The 18,569-nt window shown below is 71.0% G+C and carries 14 protein-coding genes and 1 riboswitch; of the genes, 7 read left to right on the top strand and 7 right to left on the bottom strand.

Going from position 1 to position 18,569, the window contains the following annotated elements:
- Window positions 1–8: 8 nt before the first annotated feature.
- From RM788_RS29160 to pth, 6 genes are all read left to right on the top strand, one after another.
- Window positions 9–1,655, top strand: coding sequence for a GGDEF domain-containing protein (locus RM788_RS29160; RefSeq protein ID WP_315920959.1), 1,647 nt, complete (start codon window positions 9–11; stop codon window positions 1,653–1,655).
- 77 nt (window positions 1,656–1,732) lie between these two features.
- Entirely contained in the window at window positions 1,733–3,232 is a 1,500-nt protein-coding gene (glmU, locus tag RM788_RS29155; RefSeq protein WP_315920957.1) for a bifunctional UDP-N-acetylglucosamine diphosphorylase/glucosamine-1-phosphate N-acetyltransferase GlmU, read from the top strand.
- Between the two features lie 14 nt (window positions 3,233–3,246).
- Entirely contained in the window at window positions 3,247–4,218 is a 972-nt protein-coding gene (locus RM788_RS29150) for a ribose-phosphate diphosphokinase (protein ID WP_315934796.1), read from the top strand.
- Between the two features lie 365 nt (window positions 4,219–4,583).
- Window positions 4,584–5,171: a 50S ribosomal protein L25/general stress protein Ctc gene (locus RM788_RS29145; RefSeq protein ID WP_315934795.1), complete on the top strand. Its 588-nt coding sequence runs from the start codon at window positions 4,584–4,586 to the stop codon at window positions 5,169–5,171.
- Between the two features lie 59 nt (window positions 5,172–5,230).
- Window positions 5,231–5,773: a DivIVA domain-containing protein gene (locus tag RM788_RS29140; protein ID WP_315920955.1), complete on the top strand. Its 543-nt coding sequence runs from the start codon at window positions 5,231–5,233 to the stop codon at window positions 5,771–5,773.
- Window positions 5,763–6,332: an aminoacyl-tRNA hydrolase gene (pth, locus tag RM788_RS29135; protein ID WP_315920953.1), complete on the top strand. Its 570-nt coding sequence runs from the start codon at window positions 5,763–5,765 to the stop codon at window positions 6,330–6,332. Before RM788_RS29140 ends, pth begins: the two co-directional genes overlap by 11 nt.
- A gap of 666 nt (window positions 6,333–6,998) precedes the next feature.
- On the opposite strand, the gene RM788_RS29130 is transcribed toward pth, so the two are convergent.
- Window positions 6,999–7,178: a hypothetical protein gene (locus tag RM788_RS29130; RefSeq protein ID WP_315920951.1), complete on the bottom strand. Its 180-nt coding sequence runs from the start codon at window positions 7,176–7,178 to the stop codon at window positions 6,999–7,001.
- 305 nt (window positions 7,179–7,483) lie between these two features.
- The gene (locus RM788_RS29125; protein ID WP_315920949.1) at window positions 7,484–9,139 is read right to left on the bottom strand and encodes a fatty acyl-AMP ligase; all 1,656 of its coding nucleotides are present in this window, start codon (window positions 9,137–9,139) and stop codon (window positions 7,484–7,486) included.
- A 176-nt stretch (window positions 9,140–9,315) separates the two neighbouring features.
- Here RM788_RS29125 and RM788_RS29120 point away from each other — a divergent pair, with 176 nt between their 5' ends.
- The gene (locus RM788_RS29120; RefSeq protein ID WP_315920947.1) at window positions 9,316–10,509 is read left to right on the top strand and encodes a DivIVA domain-containing protein; all 1,194 of its coding nucleotides are present in this window, start codon (window positions 9,316–9,318) and stop codon (window positions 10,507–10,509) included.
- Window positions 10,510–11,409: 900 nt separating this feature from the next.
- Here the strand turns inward: RM788_RS29120 and RM788_RS29115 are convergent.
- From RM788_RS29115 to RM788_RS29095, 5 genes are all read right to left on the bottom strand, one after another.
- Window positions 11,410–13,182: an ABC-F family ATP-binding cassette domain-containing protein gene (locus RM788_RS29115; RefSeq protein ID WP_315920945.1), complete on the bottom strand. Its 1,773-nt coding sequence runs from the start codon at window positions 13,180–13,182 to the stop codon at window positions 11,410–11,412.
- A gap of 49 nt (window positions 13,183–13,231) precedes the next feature.
- Window positions 13,232–14,197, bottom strand: coding sequence for a 4-(cytidine 5'-diphospho)-2-C-methyl-D-erythritol kinase (locus RM788_RS29110; protein ID WP_315920943.1), 966 nt, complete (start codon window positions 14,195–14,197; stop codon window positions 13,232–13,234).
- A 246-nt stretch (window positions 14,198–14,443) separates the two neighbouring features.
- A complete protein-coding gene (locus tag RM788_RS29105) occupies window positions 14,444–15,454 on the bottom strand; it encodes a methionine ABC transporter ATP-binding protein (RefSeq protein ID WP_315920941.1) in 1,011 nt (336 codons plus the stop codon).
- A gap of 215 nt (window positions 15,455–15,669) precedes the next feature.
- A riboswitch (SAM riboswitch) is annotated at window positions 15,670–15,763 on the bottom strand.
- Between the two features lie 509 nt (window positions 15,764–16,272).
- On the bottom strand, window positions 16,273–17,109 hold the full coding sequence (gene rsmA, locus RM788_RS29100) for a 16S rRNA (adenine(1518)-N(6)/adenine(1519)-N(6))-dimethyltransferase RsmA (RefSeq protein WP_315934794.1): 837 nt from the start codon (window positions 17,107–17,109) through the stop codon (window positions 16,273–16,275).
- 46 nt (window positions 17,110–17,155) lie between these two features.
- A complete protein-coding gene (locus RM788_RS29095) occupies window positions 17,156–18,562 on the bottom strand; it encodes a resuscitation-promoting factor (protein ID WP_399345114.1) in 1,407 nt (468 codons plus the stop codon).
- Window positions 18,563–18,569 lie beyond the last annotated feature (7 nt).

Raw genomic sequence — 18,569 nt, 5'->3', positions numbered from 1 at the left:
AGGACAACGTGTCGCCAGGGCTGCACGAGATGTCCGACGCCTGGCTGGTCGGTCGCGCGCAAGAACTCATGGCGATCGCCCAGAGCAGCCACCTGGCCGACCAGCTCGACGCCGCGGGCGAGGTCGACGAGATCCTCGCCGAGGCCCAGGGCCGGGGTGAACCCCGCATCGTGGCGCAGCTGCTGCGCGCCGCCGCCGTCGTCCGGCTGGTGACCCCCGGACTCGTCGACCTGTCCGACCCCGTGCTCGACGAGATGCTCGCGCACACCCAGCGGCACGGCCTGGTCGTGCTGGAGGCCGAGGCGCACGCGCTGCGCGGCCGCCGCTTCCTGCTCAGCAACGTCGAGGACAAGGCCCTCACCGAGGTCGCCCGCGGGCTGGCCATGCTGGAGGAGGGCCTCACCCCGGACCCGGTGCTGGACAAGCGCACCTGGAACCGGCTGCTCGCCTCCGCGTTGCAGAGCACCGGGCTCGTGCTCACCCAGCTCGGCGTGTTCGCGCTGGCCGACGAGGTGCTGGCCCGCGCGAACGAGGCCATCCGGGAGAGCGCGGGACCGCACCAGATCTACGTGCACCTGCTCAACCGCACCCGGCTGAAGATCGGCTGGGGCCTGCGCATCGAACGGGTCGACAACTTCGAGGAGGCCAAGGCCCACTTCGACATGGCCTCGGCCATCGCGAAGGCGGTCGAGGGCCCGTTCCGCGAGTCGCTGCACCCCGGCCGCCGGGACCGCTCGGCCGCCGAGCAGGTGCCGGTGATCGGCGCCGCGCACGCGCTGGCCACCCCGTCCAGCGAACACCTCGAGAACCTGTGGACGCTGCGCGAGCTGTCGATGTACGCCCGCGAGCTGATCATCGTGGCCATCGCGCTCGCCCGCTGCCTCCAGACCGAGAACCGCACCGACGAGGCGCTCCAGGTGCTCGGCGACGCCCGCAAGCGGCTGGAGCACGACACCTCCGAGCCGACGCTGATGCTGTGCATGGTCCGCGAGTTCGCCCGGCTCTCCGACACCGCGGGCGAGGAGACGGTGTCCGCGCTCCAGAGCTACGCGACCGCGCTGGAGGTCGAGCTGTGGCAGATGCAGGAGGCCCGCACCTCGACGCTGATCACCCGGCGCGACCACGAGCGGCTCACCAGGGCGCACGGCGCCATCGCGCAGCAGGCCCTCCAGGACCCGCTGACCGGACTGCCCAACCGGCGCGCGCTCGACGAGAAGATGGCCACCCTCATCACCGGGCAGACCAACCCGCTGTCGATCGCCCTGGTCGACCTGGACGGCTTCAAGGTGGTCAACGACCGGTACTCCCACGCCGAGGGCGACGACGTCCTGCGGGTGATTGCAAGCACACTGCGCCAGGCGCTGCGCGGGGACGACATGGTCGCCCGGTACGGAGGGGACGAGTTCGTCGTGCTCCTGCCCGGCGCCCCGCTCAGCGCGGCGCAGGCTGCCCTGGGCCGTGCCGTGGAAGCCGTGGCGGGCCTGCCATTGGACCTCTCACGTGGGGTGACGCTGTCCGTGGGCGTGATCTCGCTGCGCCCCCGCGAGACCGCGAACCAGGCCCTCTCCCGAGCCGACTCGGCGATGTACGTGGCGAAACGCCAAGGTGGCTCGCAGGTGGCCGGTGTAGCGGGGGAACCCGACCCGGAGGCCTAGTATCGACTCCTGGCGGGAGCCAGGTCCCTCCCGTCGCAGGCATGTCTGAGAAGAACTGCTTCTAAGGGAGAGCGCTGATGCTCCAGGGTGGTAGCACCCCCGGCTCCGCAGGCCCCGTCAGCACCATCGTCCTCGCCGCGGGTGGGGGAACCCGCATGCGATCGACGACCCCCAAGGTGCTGCACCGGATCGCGGGTCGCTCATTGGTGGAGCACGCCGTGCGCGCGGCGGCCGGAACGGATCCGGACCACTTGGCCGTCGTGGTCGGCCACGGCCGCGCGGCCGTCACCGAACACCTGGACGCCCTCGGCACGGCGCTGGACCGCAAGGTCACCGTCGCCGTGCAGGAGGAGCAGAACGGCACCGGGCACGCCGTCGGCTGCGGGCTGGCCGAACTGCCCGCGGACCTCACCGGCACCGTCCTGGTCAGCTACGGCGACGTGCCGCTGCTGGACAGCGACACCCTGCGCGGCCTGCTGGCCGAGCACGTGGAGTCCGGCAACGCGATCACCGTGCTGACGTCCGTGCTCGCGGACCCGACCGGCTACGGCCGGATCGTGCGCTCCGAGGACGGCGCCGTGCACGCCATCGTCGAGCAGAAGGACGCCACCGAGGAGCAGCGCGCGATCACCGAGGTCAACTCGGGGGTCTACGCGTTCGCCGCTGAGGTGCTGCGCGACGGGCTCTCGCGGCTGTCCACGGACAACGTGCAGGGCGAGCTGTACCTGACCGACGTGCTGGGCATCGCCCGCGGCGACGGCAGGCGCGTGGGAGCCCTCGTCACGGACGACCCGTGGCTGGTCGAGGGCGTCAACGACAAGGTGCAGCTCGCGAAGCTGGGCGCGGAGCTCAACCGCCGCCTGGTCGAGCGGGCGATGCGCGAGGGCGCCATCATCGTCGACCCCACCACCACGTGGCTCGACGCCGACGTCTCGCTCGGCCGCGACGCGCTGGTCGAACCCGGCGTGCAGCTGCGCGCGGGCACGACCGTCGGCGAGGGCGCCACCATCGGCCCGGACACCACCCTGTCGGCGTGCGTGATCGGCGCGGGCGCCTCCGTCGTGCGCACGCACGGCAGCCAGGCCGAGATCGGCGAGAACGCGGACGTCGGCCCGTTCGCCTACCTGCGGCCCGGCACGAAGCTCGGCGCCACCGGCAAGATCGGCACGTTCGTCGAGGTGAAGAACTCCGACATCGGCGTCGGCAGCAAGGTCCCGCACCTGAGCTACATCGGCGACACCACCGTCGGCGAGCACAGCAACGTGGGCGCGGCCAGCGTCACCGTCAACTACGACGGCGTGAAGAAGCACCGGACCGTCATCGGCTCCCACTGCCGCACCGGTTCGGACAACATGTTCGTCGCCCCCGTGACGGTCGGCGACGGCGCTTACACCGGTGCGGGCACCGTGGTCAGGCGGAACGTGCCCCCCGGCGCGCTCGCCGTCTCCGGGGGCCCGCAGCGCAATCTCGAAGGCTGGGTGACCAGCCGCAGGGCGGGCACGGCGGCCGCCGACGCGGCGGAACGCGCGCTCGCGGCCGAAAATGGGGACACCACCGATGAAGGGCCGCGACCGTGAGCTATTCGAAGTCCGTGTCCGGTACGCCGAAGAAGAACCTCATGCTCTTCGGTGGCCGCGCGTACCCAGAGCTGACCGAGGAGGTGGCCAAGCACCTCAACGTGTCGGTCACCCCGCAGTCGGCGTACGACTTCGCCAACGGCGAGATCTTCGTCCGCTTCGAGGAGTCCGTGCGCGGGTGCGACGCGTTCGTCATCCAGAGCCACTGCGCCCCCATCAACCAGTGGCTCATGGAGCAGCTGATCATGGTGGACGCGCTCAAGCGCGCCAGCTCCAAGCGCATCACGGTGATCATGCCGTTCTACCCGTACGCGCGGCAGGACAAGAAGCACCGCGGCCGTGAGCCCATCTCGGCCAGGCTCGTGGCCGACATGTTCAAGGTCGCGGGCGCCGACCGCCTCGTCTCCGTCGACCTGCACACCTCCCAGATCCAGGGCTTCTTCGACGGCCCCGTCGACCACCTGTGGGCCATGCCCCTGCTGGCCGACCACGTCCGCGAGAAGTACGCCGACAACGACCTCACCGTGGTCTCGCCGGACGCCGGCCGCACCAAGCTGGCCGAGAAGTGGGCCGACACCCTCGGCGGCTGCCCGATCGCCTTCATCCACAAGACCCGCGACCCGCTGCGCCCGAACGAGGTCGTCGCCAACCGCGTCGTCGGCCAGGTCCAGGGCCGCACGTGCGTGGTGATCGACGACATGATCGACACCGGCGGCACGATCGTGAAGGCCGTCGAGCAGCTGCTCAAGGAAGGCGCGGCCGACGTCGTCATCGCCGCCACCCACGGCGTGCTGTCGGGTCCGGCCTTCGAACGGCTGTCGAACTGCGGGGCGCGGGAGGTCATCTTCACCGACACCCTGCCCATCCCGCTGGAGAAGCGCTTCCCGAGCATGACCGTCCTGTCCATCGCCCCCCTGCTCGCACGCGTCATCCAGGAGGTCTTCGAGGACGGCTCCGTCACCAGCCTCTTCGACGGCAACGCCTGACCCCCGGAGGGGCGCCCCAGCGCCCCTCCCCCCTCTCGCGAGTCGAACCCCCAGACACCCCGTGTCGAACCTCCAGACACCCCGAGTCCTACATCCAGGCACCCCGAGTCCTACATCCAGGCACCCCGAGCCCCTCGCTCTGGGCGCCTCCGCGTCCCCCGTTCGTGGCACCTGCCCGACCCGGATTAGGGCATGCCGCACAACGGGCTTACACTGCTCAGGTTGCCTCGGCGAGGGCGAGCATCACGTTCGGCGTGATCGACGCGGCGGCTTTGATGCCGCGCGTGTTGTCTTCTTCCGCGCTGCTCGCCGCCGCAGGCTGCCGCCCCCGCCTAGCCCGCCCGACGTACAAGGAGAGCCCCACCGTGTCCGAGGTCCGTCTCGCTGCCGAGCAGCGCACCGAGTTCGGCAAGGGCGCTGCCCGCCGCACCCGCCGCGCAGGCAAGATCCCCGCAGTCCTCTACGGCCACGGCTCCGACCCCAAGCACCTGGCTCTGCCGGCGCTCGAGTTCGCCCGTGTGATCCGTGAAAACGGCAGCAACGCAGTTCTGACGCTGGCCATCGACAGCGAAACCGAACTGGCGCTGACCAAGACCGTCACCACGCACCCCCTCAAGAACTACATCGAGCACGTGGACCTGCTCCTGGTCCGCCGCGGTGAGAAGGTCACGGTCGACCTCCCCATCGTGCTGCTCGGTGACAGCGCGCCCGGCACCCTGCTCACGCAGGACATCACCTCGGTCTCGATCGAGGCGGACGCGCTGAACATCCCGGAGCAGGTGGAGTTCACCATCACCGGAATCCAGGCGGGCACCCAGATCCACGCCTCCGACCTGAACCTCCCCGAAGGTGTCACGCTCGTCACGGACCCCGACGCCCTCGTCGTGGCGATCAACGCCGCGCAGGAGGCAGACGCTCCCGACGAGGCCGCTGAGGCCACCGAGGAAAGCTGAGCCCCATCACGTCGGGCAGATCTCACGGCACGCCACCCCCGCCTGATCGCGAGGGTGGCGTGCCGTTCGCTTATCAAGATCAACAAGCTCTCAGCCCCGCCGACGTGCGGAACATGAAGTTCCCCCGGCACGCCCGCACCGGCCACGGCTACGACGTCGAGCAGGTCAACGGGTTCCTCCGCCGCATCGCCGACGCCCTCTCCGGCCGCATCCGAGTCCACCCCGACGAAGTGCGCGCCGTCGTGTTCCGCCGAGCCGCCACCGGCCAACGCGGCTACGACCCCCGCCCCGTCGACGACTTCCTGGCCCGCGCGGAACGCCAGCTGCGCGCCGGCTACGTGCCGCCGACCGGTCTGCGCAGCGGTGAGGACCTCCTGTCGCTGAAGCTGCCGAAAGCCTCGAACGGCTACGATCGGATCGAGGTGGACGCCTTCCTCGGGCGCGCCGCCGCCGCGTTGGACGGTCGCACCAGGATGACCGCCGGCGAGGTCCGCAACACCAGGTTCAGCACGACGTCGGGGCTCCGGCGCGGCTACCGGGTGCAGGCGGTGGACGCCCTGTTGGACACCCTTGAGCAGGAGTTGCGCTTCCGTGGCCGATGAGTTGGCACTGGTGGTCGGCCTTGGCAACCCCGGCCCGAAGTACGAGGGCAACCGCCACAACGTCGGCTTCCTCGTGCTCGACGAACTCGCCGCCCGCGTGCGCGGCAGGTTCAAGGCCCACAAGGGCGGCGCCGAGATCGTCGAAGGCAGACTGGCGGGTCGTCGCGTCGTCCTGGCCAAGCCCCGCAGCTTCATGAACCTCTCCGGCGGCCCGGTCGCGGGCGCCGCGAACTTCTTCAAGATCGCCCCGGCCGACGTCATCGTCGTCCACGACGAACTCGACCTGCCCTACGGCACCGTGCGGCTGAAGCTGGGCGGCGGCGACAACGGCCACAACGGCCTGCGCTCCATCACCAAGTCCCTGGGGACCAAGGACTACCACCGCGTCCGCTTCGGCGTCGACCGCCCACCAGGCCGCATGGATCCCGCGGATTACGTGCTGCGCGACTTCTCGGCTGTCGAGCGCAAGGAGTTGGCGTTCGAACTGGACCGCGCTGCTGATGCTGTGGAGGCTTTGCTCGTGGAGGGCTTGGAAGCTGCTCAGAACAGGTTTCATTGAGCTGCTGCTGGATGTCCACCCGTTTGGGCGGATGGTTGGGTGTTTTGCCAGGTGGCGGTGGGTGTTGGGGGCGGGGGTAATGGCTCTTGGCGGGGTGTTGAGGGGTTTGTGAGCCGGGATGGGGCGATGTGTGGAAGCGCTCTCAGCGTTGTGGAAAATAGAAGGTCGTCACACACCACCGACACTCGTCAGTTCAACGCCCTGACCGCCTTGACGAAGACGCCGCAAGTGCCTCGGCCAATGGGCATCGGCGACACTGACGCTGAGCAGTGACCAGCCAGCGGACACCAGCGGTCACCAGCGGCCCCGGCCGGGCACCTCGCGAGGTGGGGCCCGGCCGGCACCTCGCGAGGTGGCGGTCGCGCAGCGGATGTCCGCACGCGAGGTGCCCGGCCGCGCAGCGGATGCCCGCACGCGAGGTGCCCGGCCGCGCAGCGGATGCCCGCACGCGCACCCGCCAGGTCGCTGGGTTAGGTCGCTAGGCCAGCCGTGTGCACCCGGCGGCACCGCAGCAGGGCTGGCTGCGTCTGGACCCAGGTTCATCAGCGGGGCCACACTCCCCGCCAGCCGAGCGGGTCCGGCGGGTACGAGCGGGCGCAAGAGCTAGCGCGGCGGGCGGCGGCTGCCCCGCAGGTATTCGCGTGGTCACCCAGCCCGCTAGCGCGGTCACTCGGACCCGCCGCTGGCGATGCCCGCCGCCCGGATGTATACCCAGTCGCCCGGAGGGTGGCGCGGCACCAGGCTCCGCAGCCCAGCCAGCACCGGGCTCGTCCGGACGTGGCTGCCGAGCAGTGGGACGGACCCGTAGGCGCCCGCCAAGCCCGCACTGACGCCGCCCAGGGCCATCCAGGCACCAGCCTGCGACGTCGCCACCAAGCAGCGACCGGGACCGGGAGGCTCTCGTGCCGGACCGCAGGCTCCTGTCAGGCCGCCGGACGTGCGGGCGTCAGCGGGTCTGGCGGGCACCCGCGAGGGCGCGGCCGAGGGGTGACTCGTGGGCAGACACGCACCAAGCCGCCCACTCCGCCAGCGCCCACCAAGCCACTCACCCTGCGGACACCCACCAAGGCCGCCCACGCCGCAGAACGCCGCCAACCCGCAGGCACTTCACCCCACAAGCACCGGCCGGCCCTTCACACCTGCCCGCCCACTCAGCCCACAGGCACCAGTGACGTCGCCGCCGAGCGGCGGAGCTTGCCGGACGGGGTCTTCGGGAGGCTGCCCGGCTTGAGGACCACGACCGCGAACGGGCGGAGGCCGACCGCGTCGACGACTCGGGCGGTGATCTCCTTGCGCATGCCCTTCTCGACGTCGTCGTCGCCCGCGGACTTGGACTCGACCACGACGGCGAACCGTTCGCGGCGCGTCCCGGCGTCGAGCCGGACGGCGACGGCGTTGCCGGGGCGGACGCCGTCGACGGAGCACGCCGCGCGTTCGATGTCGGTCGGGTAGATGTTGCGCCCGCCCATGATGATCACGTCCTTCCGGCGCCCGCAGACGACGACCTGGCCGTCGACGACGTACCCCTCGTCACCGGTGTCCAGCCAGCCTTCGGCGTCCTGGGTGTCGAGCGGGCCGTCGACGGTCAGGTAGCCGGGTGTGACGGCTTCGCCGCGGACCCGGAGTTGGCCGACCTGGCGTTCGCCGAGCACGGTCCGCTCCTCGTCGATCACCTGCACCTCCAGTCCCGGCACGGGTGGGCCGAGGAGGGGGAAGGTGCGGGCGTTCGGGGTGCCCTCGGGGACCGGTACGGCTCGGTGTGAGGCCTCCAGTTGCTCCGGGTCGATGATGTCGACGGCGAGGCCGGTGAAGACGGGGGCGAAGGCCACGGCGAGGGTGGCTTCGGCCATGCCGTAGGCGCACATGATCGACTCGGGGCGGAGGCCGAAGCGGGCGCCCGCTTCGGTGAAGGCGTGGACGGCGGCGGGGTCGATGGGTTCGGCGCCGTTGAGCGCCAGTCGCATCTTGGAGAGGTCGAACGCGTTGTCGTCCTCGACGGTCGACATGCGGCGCGCGGCGATGGAGTAGGCGAAGTTCGGGGCTGCCGTGATGGTGCCGTTGTAGCGGCTCATCAGGTCCGGCCACAGCGTCGGGCGGGCGAGGAAGTCGACCGGGGTGACCTTGACGAGTTCGATGCCGAAGAGCATCGGGATGGTCAGGAAGCCGACCATGCCCATGTCGTGGAACAGCGGCAGCCACGAGATCATCGTGTCGGTCTTCGTGTCGAGCGCGGCGGCGATGCGCATCGCCTCGGCGTTGGACATGAGGTTGCCGTGGGTGATCCGGACGGCTTTCGGGTCGGCTGTCGAACCGCTGGTGAGCTGGAGCAGCGCGGTCGACTCCTCGTCGACCGGCACCGGCGCGGGCAGAGGTTCCCCGTGTGTCAGTTCGTCCATCTTGCGGTAGCCGATGCCGTGCTGGTCCAGGACGCCGGACAGCGCGTCGAACGGGCTGCCGAGCAGCACGAGCTTCGACCCGATCATGGACAGGACCTTGATGGTGTCCTCTGCCCATTCGGCGAGGTCGGTGCGCGCGGTGGGCTGGTGCAGCATGGTCGTGCTGCCGCCCGCCATCCACACGGCCTGCACGGCGGGCGCGATCTCCGCGGGGTCGGCGGCCAGCACGGCGATGGCCGCGCCCGGCTCGGCGCCGCCTTCGACGAGGGCGCCCGCCATCCGGCTCGCCTGGTCGTGGACTTCCGCCCACGTCCTGCGCCGGGGGTTGTTCGGCTCCCCGGTCGTCATCCCCTTGACCTGACCACCGGCACCGGTGGCGGTGTTCAGCATGGTGTCCACGAACGCGCTCATGGTGGTCAGCGTAGATCGGTCGGCCCGCGCGCGTGCTCCGCCGATCCCCGTTGGGGCGCTTGGGGTCCCTGGAAGTCGCGGGCGAGCCCGTAGACCGTTCGCATTAGGCCGTTCGGACGAACGTATTCGGTTGCGATCCGGCGATACTCCCAGAACAGGATTCGAGGGAGGCACGGGTGGATCGGGCTGGCCACGACACGAAACACCACCAGCCTGCGCATCCCGCGCCGCTGTTGAGCGCGGACGACGTCAGCCAGGTGGTGTTCCACCGCCCGCCCGCGGGCGAGATCGGTTATGACGAGGACCAGGTCGACGCGTTCATCGACCGGGTCGAGGACACGTTGCGCAGCACGGACCAGTTGGTCGCGGGCGACATCCGCGCGATGGAGTTCCGCTTGGCCGCGCCGGGCAGGCTCGGCTACTACGCGGCCGAGGTGGACATGTTCCTCGAGCTCATCGCGGAGACCCTGGAGTCGACGCCCCAGCGGCAGCAGGCCGCCGCGCCCGCCCTCGGTGCGCACGCGACGTCGACCAAGATGCAGCCGCCGCCCCGGTTGAAGCCGGAGGACGTGCGCGGTGTCCGGTTCCACAAGCCGCGCGGCAACACCCCCGGTTACCACGAGGGTGAGATCGACGCGTTCCTCGGGCGGATCGAGGCGACCTTGCGCGGTGAGGACGACCTGTCCGCGTTGGAGGTCCAGGAGATCGAGTTCGGCGAGGCGACGGCGGACCAGTTCGGGTACGACGAGGACGACGTGGACACGTTCCTCGACCTCGTCGTGGTGACGTTGGAAGCGTCTCCGCCGCAGCCGGTGAAGGCGCGGGTCGTCGAGGCCCCGTTGACGGCTCGGGACGTGCGGACCGCGTCGTTCGGGAAGCCGCCGCGCGGTAGGCGCGGGTACCAGGAGTCGCAGGTGGACAAGTACCTCGACCGGATCGAGGACACGCTGCTCGGGCAGGACACGTTGAGCGCGCAGGACGTGCGCGAGATGAAGTTCAGCAGGCCGCTGATCGGTCGGCGGGGGTACAACGAGGACGAGGTGGACGCGTTCCTGGCGCGGGTGGAACGGCAGTTGGCCGACGCGCCGGAGTCGCCGGGGCGGATTCCGCCGATCACCAGTTGGAAGCAGTTGCGGCAGGTGCGGTTGCCTCCGGCGCCGGCGAACCAGCGCGGGTACCGGTCGGCGCAGGTGGACCGGATGCTGGAGGAGATCGGGATCGCGTTGGACGGGATGCTCGGGGCGACGTCCGGGGACATCCTGAAGGTGCGGTTCGCGCACGCCCTGATGAACGGGCAGGGGTACGACTGCGGGTTCGTGGACGAGTTGATGCCTCGACTGGCCGCCGAGTTGCAGCGCCGGGGGCGTTGACGGCCGTCTCGCGGGGGCTTTGCCGCCGTCGTGGGCTTTCAACCGCCGTAGTGGGCTTTCCCGCCGTGAGCGGGACCACCGCCGGGGGACGGCCCCGGATGGGCTTTCGCCGCCGTGGGTAGCGGATCGCTGCTGTGTCGGATCGCCGCCGTAGGTGGCGGGTCGCAGCCATGTGTGGCGGATCTTCACCGCCCTGAGCAGGCCTGCGCCGTCGCGGCGGCTGTCCAGGCCGGGGCCTCATCGCCGTGGCCGCCGCCCGGCAAACGGGGCCCTCAACCGCCAGCCGCGATGACCGCTCGACGGGCCTCTCGCCGCCGCGATGGCCGCCCTGATCGAAGCTCGCTCGCCAGGACGGCCGCTCGACGAGGCTCACCGCCCGGCGGCCGTTCGGCGGAGGCCCTCACCGCTGGGGTGAAGGCTCCTTCCGACGATCTCGCTGGCGCCTGCGACGGGCGCGGGAGTCAGGACGCGACCTCGTGCGGTGCCGATACCCGCCCAGTGCCGGTCTCGTGCGGTGCTGGTCTCGTGCGGTGCTGGTCTCGTGCGGTGCCAGTGCCGGGCTCATCCGGTGCTGACCCTGGCCGGTGCCGATCCTGGCCAGTGCGGGCCTCGCCCAGTGCCCGTCCCGTGCGATGTCGGTGCGGGCCTCGACCAGTGCCGTTCCTGCGGGACCAGTGCTGGTCCCGCGGTGCCGGTCCCGTGCGATACCGGTGCTGGCCTGCATCCGGAGCCGTAGCCGGTGCCAGCCCCTAGAGCCGGTCCAGAGCCGGTCCGGAGCCGGCTCCCCTGGTTCCGGGGACCTGGGGCGGTGGTGTGTGGCGACCGATCTATTTTCCACAACGCTGGGAGCGCTTCCACGGATCGCCCCTAGTCAGCCGGGGCCACCCCGACCGGGATCGGTCAGCCGTCCACCAGTTCCGCGGCGGCCATCCACTGCTCCTCCACAGTAGCCACTTCGGCCAGCACCGTGCGCAGTTCGGCGTCCAGGGCGAGCAGGCGGTCGGGTTCGGTGGCGGCCGCGGCGAGGGCGGCGTGGAGGTCGGATTCCTTCTTCTGCAGGGTGGTCATCCGGCGTTCGAGTTTCGACAGTTCCTTGCGGGCCGCGCGTTGGTCGGCGGCGCTGGACACGGCGACCGGGACGGGGGTGGAGTCGCGGGATTCGGCCAGTTCGCGTTGGGTGTCGCGGCGGAGGAGGTATTCCTCGATGCCGCCGGGCAGGTCGGTGAGGCCGCCGTCGCCGAAGAGGGCGACGACCTGGTCGCAGACGCGTTCGACGAGGTACCGGTCGTGGGAGATGACGACGAGGGTGCCGGGCCAGGAGTCGAGGAGGTCTTCCAACTGCTGGAGGGTGTCGATGTCCAGGTCGTTCGTCGGTTCGTCGAGGAGCAGGACGTTCGGCTCGGCCATCAGGAGCCTGCACAGCTGCAGGCGTCGGCGTTCGCCGCCGGAGAGGTCGGAGACCGGGGTCCACTGCTTCTGGGAGGAGAAGCCGAAGCGTTCGCCGAGTTGGGAGGCGGACATCTCCTGCTTGCCCAGGACGACGCGGCGGGCCACTTCTTCGATGGCTTCGAGGACGCGCATGGAGCCGCGCAGGTCGTGGAGTTCCTGGGTGAGGTGGGCGAGTTTCACGGTCTGGCCCTGGACGCGCCTGCCGGTCTCGGTTTCGCGTTCACCCGCGAGCAGGCGGAGCAGCGTGGTCTTGCCGGAGCCGTTGACGCCGACGAGGCCGATGCGGTCGCCGGGGCCGATGCGCCAGGTCAGGTCCTTGACGAGGGTGCGGTTGCCGACGGTGAGGGTGGCGTCCTCGATCTCGATGACCGTGCGGCCCAGCCTGCGCTTCGCGAAGGCGAGGAGTTCGACCTTGTCGCGGGGGGCGGGGACGTCCGAGATGAGGGCTTCGGCGGCGTCGATGCGGTAGCGGGGCTTGGACGTGCGGGCGGGGGCGCCGCGGCGCAGCCAGGCGAGTTCCTTGCGGGCGAGGTTGCGGCGCTTCTCCTCGAGGGTGTCGGCGAGCCTGCCGCGTTCGGCGCGGGCGAAGATCCAGTCGGCGTAGCCGCCTTCGTACTGCTCGACCTGGCCGTTGACGACTTCCCACGTGCGGGTGCAGACGGTGTCGAGGAACCACCGGTCGTGTGTGACGACGATGAGCGCGGACTTGCGGGCCAGCAGGTGCTGGGCGAGCCAGCGGACGCCCTCGACGTCGAGGTGGTTGGTGGGTTCGTCGAGGACCAGCAGGTCCAGGTCCTGCACCAGGGCGGCGGCGAGTGCGACGCGGCGGCGTTCGCCACCGGACATCGTGCCGACCGGGGAGTCCAGTCCCAGGGCCGTGATGCCCAGTCCGTCCAGGATGGACCGGACGCGGACGTCGGCCGCCCACTCGTGTTCGGCGTCGAAGCCGAGGGGGTCGATCACCGAGTGCCGGACGGTCGAGCCCTCGGGCAGTTCGGTGCGCTGGGTGACGACGGCCATCGACAGGCCGCGGTTCTGGCTGACCCGGCCTTCGTCCGGTTCTTCCAGGCCCGCGAGGACTTCCAGCAGCGTGGTCTTGCCGCCGCCGTTGAGACCGACCACCCCGATCCGGTCGCCGTCACCGACGCCCAACGACACCCCGTCCAGGAGCGGGCGGATGCCGAACGACTTCGACACGGATTCAAGGTTGACCAGGTTGGCCATGGTGGAAGCGCACCTTCAGGGTTGTGGACGGGAGAGGGGGTTGCGGTGTTCAGGCGTGGACTTCGGGGGGCACCGGTCGGGGTGCTTCCTCGGTGGCGATGACCCGCGCGCCGGGCATGGGGCCCTGTGCGACGCGGACGGTGCGGCAGACGCCCGCGCCGGCCAGTTCGGCCGCCACGCGGACGGCGGAGTCGGCGTCGGAGCACAGGAACGCGCAGGTCGGTCCGGAGCCGGAGACCATGCCCGCCAGCGCGCCCGCGTTGACACCCGCGCGCAGGGTGCGGCGCAGGTTCGGTCGCAGGGACACCGCGGCGGCTTGGAGGTCGTTGCCCAGCAGGAGGGCGAGTTGGCGGGGGTCGCCCGAGGAGAGGCCTTCGAGCACGGCTTCCGCGGCGCCGACGCGCGGCGGGTTGCCGTCCGCGCGCAGCCGGTCGAGTTCGGTGAAGACCTCGGGGGTGGACAGGCCGCCCTTGTCGAACGCGATGACCCAGTGGAACGGGTGGCGGGCGAGGACGGGGACGATCTGGTCGCCGCGGTCGGTGCCCAGCGCGGTGCCGCCGTAGAGGGCGAAGGGGACGTCCGCGCCGATCTTGCGGGCCAGCAGGGCCAGTTCGTCGCGGCCGATCTCCAGCCGCCACAACGAGGCCAGGCCGACCAGCGCGGCGGCGGCGTCGGCGCTGCCGCCCGCCATGCCGCCCGCGACCGGGATGTTCTTGCGGATCACGACTCGGACCTTCGGTTCCTCCGGGTCGCGGCCGACGTGCTCGGCCAGCGCCCGCACGGCCATCCACGCGAGGTTCGACGGGCCGGTCGGCACGGAGTCCGCCCCTTCGCCGAGCACCTCGATACCGGGGTCGTCGGCGATCGCCACCGTGACGTCGTCGTGGAGCGACAACGCCTGGAACACGGTGACCATGTCGTGATAGCCGTCCGCGCGCAGGTTCCCTACGGCCAAGTGGAGGTTGACCTTGGCCGGAACGCGGACGGTGACCGGGGGTGGAACTACGGCAAGCACGCCTTGCAGCCTACGGGCGTCGAGGAGGTCCGCGCTCCTCCCCGACCCGCGCGGTGCTCACTGCCGGCCTTCGCGCACCGCCTGGATCGGGTGTGCCGACCCGCTGAACCCGGTGTTGACGTGCGCCTCGACCTGCCGCGAACGGGCTGGGCCCGCAGGTCGTGCGCGTGGCGGCGCTTCGGGCCGCGGGCCCACCCGGAGTGGTGAGCCGCGGCCCGAACAGTGCAGTGACGGGTGGCGCAGGCCTCAGGCGGCCACGCCCTGCGGGCCCTTGAGGGTGCGCTGCACGGAGGCGCCCGCGTCGGAGATCCATTCGAGTGCGGAGTCGGAGCGCTCACCGGTCAGGCCGACGCGGAAGCGCGCGACGGGGGTCTCGGCGAGTCGGGTCAGGCCGCCGCCGAGCAGGTTCAGTTCGACGCCGAACCGGCTGGTGGCCTCGGGCAGCAGTGCGCCGACGGCCGCGAAGCCGACCAGCACGATGTCGGCCACGCGGTCGAACCTGCTTTCCGCCAACGGGTTCCGGTCGACCGAGGGCAGCAGTGACGCGGCGGTGCGGCTCGTGCCGTCCGACACGAGGTCCAGCACCCGGCCGTGTTCCACGACCCGGCCGCCTTCCAGGACGGCGACGTCGTCGCAGATCCGGCGCACCACGGCCATGTCGTGCGTGACGACGAGCACGGTGATGCCGAGTTCCGCGCGGGCCCGGTCGAGCACGGTCAGCACGGAGCCCGCGGTGTCGGGGTCCAGGGTGGAGGTCGGTTCGTCGGCCAGCAGCACCGACGGGCCTGCCGCGAGGGCGCGGGCCACGGCGATGCGCTGGCGCTGTCCGCCGGACAGCTGGTCGGGGTAGCTGCCCGCCTTGTCGGTCAGGCCCACCAGGTCGAGCAGTTCGGCCACGCGGTTGCGGCGCTGCGGTCCGGGCACACCCGCGGACTCCAGCGGCAGCGCCACGTTGCCCGCGGCGGTGCGCTGCCGCAGCAGCGAATCCCCTTGCGGCACAACGCCGATCTGCCTGCGGGCGGCGCGCAGCGCGGTGCCGTCCAACGACACGAGGTCGGTGCCGTCCACGCGGATCGCCCCGCTGTCCGGGCGCTCCAGCAGTGCGACGCAACGGGCCAGCGTGGACTTCCCCGCCCCGCTGGGACCCACCACGCCGAGCACGGTGCCCGCTTGGACTTCCAGGTTGACCGCGTCGAGCGCGACGACGGGGCCGTTGCGTCCGGCGAAGGATTTGCTGAGGTTTTCGACTGTGATCACGTTTTCGCTCCACGGCTACGCGCGGCGTCGCCCGCTTGTGGCATGCGACGGCCGTCCTCAATGGACCGTCCGATGAGGACGGCGAGGAATTCGGGTAGAGGCTAGGGGGGTGAGAAGAATCGCCTAAACGAAGTAGCGTCGACAGCCCGTGTTGGTTCGACGGCACTGGTCGACTGTTCGCCGCCGCGTGAGCCTTCGCTGCGTGGGCACGTAATCCTCCATCGAGCCTGGCGGAAGCACCTGCCCGCGTCCAGCGGGTGGTTGCTGCGGCGTCAAAGAGCCAGGTCTCTCGGCCGCTCGGGATGGCCCCACGAGTACACCCGACGCGACACCGCAAACGCAAGCCTGAACGGCCCACAATCTGGGATCGTCCGAGAAGTCACACTTACGGACCAGCATCGACGCCCGGATGCGGTACCGGACGGGCTGATCGGCGGTGGATCGTTCGAGCGGCCGGGGATTGGGCGGTTCGGGTGCGGCCGAACAGTCCAATGTCGGGGCTGTTGGGGTGAGGGGATGGTCACCGGGCGGGCATTCGGGTGAGGCGGCGGGCTTGGGGAATGCGGAGGCGGGTCGGGGCGTTGGCGATGGGGAGGCAGGGGGTTGGGGTTGGTGTGCCCACGTGGTGGACGCGTCGCCAGGGTGAGCATGGTCGAGGCTTGACGGTCCCAGGGCGGGCCGTGCCGCCGGACCGGGAACCGGGGCTGCGCCGGAAAGACGGAGCGCGCCGAGGCCAGCGGAACCGGGGGATGTCGTATCCCCTTTGTGAATCGGGGGTCCCACTCGACGGAGGACCCCGTTCCGGACGCGCCCGGCCCTCAGACCGTCGCGGCGATTCGCGCGAAGTCCCCCACGCTCAACTGCTCGCCCCGGATGCCGGGGTCCACGCCTGCCAGCACCAATCGTCGCTCGGCCTCCGCCGCCGATCCCGCCCAGCCGGACAGGGCGGCGCGCATGGTTTTGCGTCGTTGGGCGAAAGCCGCGTCCACCAACGTGAACAGCGCCTTCCTGTCCACAGTGGACAGCAGGTCCGGGCGGCGTTTGAACGCCACAAGGGCCGAGTCCACGTTGGGGACGGGCCAGAACACGGAGCGGGGTACGGGGCCCGCGCGGCGGGCGTCGGCGTACCAGGCGAGCTTGACGCTGGGGACGCCGTAGACCTTGCTGCCGGGGCCGGCGGCCATGCGGTCGGCCACCTCGGCCTGGACCATGACGAGGCCCTTGGTCAGCGAGGGCAATTCGGCCATGAGGTGCAGGACGACCGGGACGGCGATGTTGTACGGCAGGTTCGCCACGAGCGCGGTGGGGGCGGCGGGCAGGTCCGCGGCCTGGACGCGCATGGCGTCGGCGAGGAGGACGTGGAGGCGGTCGGCCAGGTCGGGGGCGCGGGTGGCGGCCGTGTGGGGCAGCCTGGCGGCCAGGACGGGGTCGATCTCGACGGCGACGAGGGTTTTGCAGGCGGGCAGGAGGGCGAGGGTCAGGGAACCCAGGCCGGGGCCGACCTCGAGGACGACGTCGTCCTGGGTCAACTCGGCGACCGTCACGATGCGTCGAACCGTGTTCGGGTCGTGCACGAAGTTCTGGCCGAGCTTCTTGGTGGGGCGGATGTCCAGTTCGGCCGCGAGGCGCCGAACATCGGCCGGGCCGAGGAGCATGCTCCCCGGCCCGGTCGACGACGCTTGTTCAGTCACGTGGCAATTGTTACGGCAAGCCGAGCTTGGCGCGGCAGCCGGGCCACGCGGAGTAGGCGCCGCCCGCGGCGTCGCGGACCTTGGTGGCCGTGGCGATCTGCTGCTCGCGGGTCGCCTGGTGGGGCAGCGGGGCGTACTGGGTGCCGCCGTAGGCCGCCCAGGTGGAGGCGCTGAACTGCACGCCGCCGTAGTAGCCGTTGCCGGTGTTGATGGCCCAGTTCCCGCCAGCCTCGCACTGCGCGAGGCTGTCCCACGCGCTGCCGTCGGAGATGGGGGGGTTGACCGCGGAGACCGCGACCTTGGTGCCCTTGCGGACCTTCTTGGTGACCGGTTCCTTGGTGACCTTGACGCCGAGCTTCTCGCGGCCGGTCTCCTGGCCGTTCTTCAGGGTGACGCGGTAGGTGGCGACCTGTTCGCCCGCGACGCCCTCCTGCTCGACCTTGGTCTCGCCCTTGGCCATCTCCTCGTCGAGGATCTCCTCGACGGGCGCGTCGATCGTCTCGGTCGCGTTGATCACGGAGACGCCGGTGCGGCTGATGTGGATCTCGGCGCCGTTGGTGATCCTGAGGTCGGCGCCGCCCTCGACGGTGTCCTCGGCGCCCAGGGCCAGCTTCTCGGCCTCCATGAGCTCACCGACGGTCAGCGCGGTGGTCTGCAGCTGCCGGGGGGCGTTGCCGCCGTCGAACACCGTGACGTTCTTGCGGCTCTTGACCTGCAGCGCCATGCCGCTGAGGGGCACGTCCTTGCCGCGGTCGTCGGAGACCCAGGCGCCTTCGTCGTCGATGCCGAGCTGGTCGAGGGCTTCGCCGACGCTGACGGAGCGGACCCAGCCCTCCTTCTGCTCGCCGTCGACGGTCGCCTTCACCAGTCGGCCGCGGTCGAGGGTGATCTTGCCGCCGTCGCCGACCTTGGCGCTGGGCGACGGGCTCAGCGCGTCGTGCTCGCCGACCGCGATGCCCTCGTCGGCGAGGATGTCGCCGACGGTGGAGTCGAACGTGCGGACGGAGTGCTCCTGGCCGTCCACGTCGACCGTGATCGACTTGTCCATCGCGATGGCCGTCGCGCCGCCGCCGGTGATGGTCACCAGCAGCGCCAGCACGGTCGCCTTGAGGAACTTGCGCTTCCAGGTGCTGACGGCCTCCACGAGGCCCGCGGGACGCCCGTCGGGCAGTTCCTGCGCGTGCGCCGTCGCGACGCGGTCCTCGGGCACCTCGTCGGGGATGACGATGACCGGGAGGAGCGTGGTCTCGGCGTTGATGAGCCGGATGAGCTCGTCGACGTCGACGTTGGCCGTGGCGAGGAGTTCGTCGGCGTCAGGGCCGAGCGCCTCGAACACCTCGGCGGGCGTGACGCCCAGGCCGTTGACGTCGAGGGCCGGTGAGCTGGGGTGGTCGGTGAACACCGACGGCCGCTCCATCACACCG

Source organism: Umezawaea sp. Da 62-37 (assembly GCF_032460545.1).
Lineage (GTDB): Bacteria > Actinomycetota > Actinomycetes > Mycobacteriales > Pseudonocardiaceae > Umezawaea.
Note: the sequence above shows the minus strand (reverse complement) of the source record. Positions and strands in the feature narration are given on the sequence as shown.

Bases quoted from the DNA above. Each gene is read 5' to 3' on its own strand.
- RM788_RS29125 (WP_315920949.1), bottom strand. From the start codon at position 9,139: ATGAGCGCGTTCGTGGACACCATGCTGAACACCGCCACCGGTGCCGGT.
- glmU (WP_315920957.1), top strand. From the start codon at position 1,733: ATGCTCCAGGGTGGTAGCACCCCCGGCTCCGCAGGCCCCGTCAGCACC.
- RM788_RS29115 (WP_315920945.1), bottom strand. From the start codon at position 13,182: ATGGCCAACCTGGTCAACCTTGAATCCGTGTCGAAGTCGTTCGGCATC.
- RM788_RS29095 (WP_399345114.1), bottom strand. From the start codon at position 18,562: ATGGAGCGGCCGTCGGTGTTCACCGACCACCCCAGCTCACCGGCCCTC.
- rsmA (WP_315934794.1), bottom strand. From the start codon at position 17,109: ATGCTCCTCGGCCCGGCCGATGTTCGGCGCCTCGCGGCCGAACTGGAC.
- RM788_RS29130 (WP_315920951.1), bottom strand. From the start codon at position 7,178: ATGGCCCTGGGCGGCGTCAGTGCGGGCTTGGCGGGCGCCTACGGGTCC.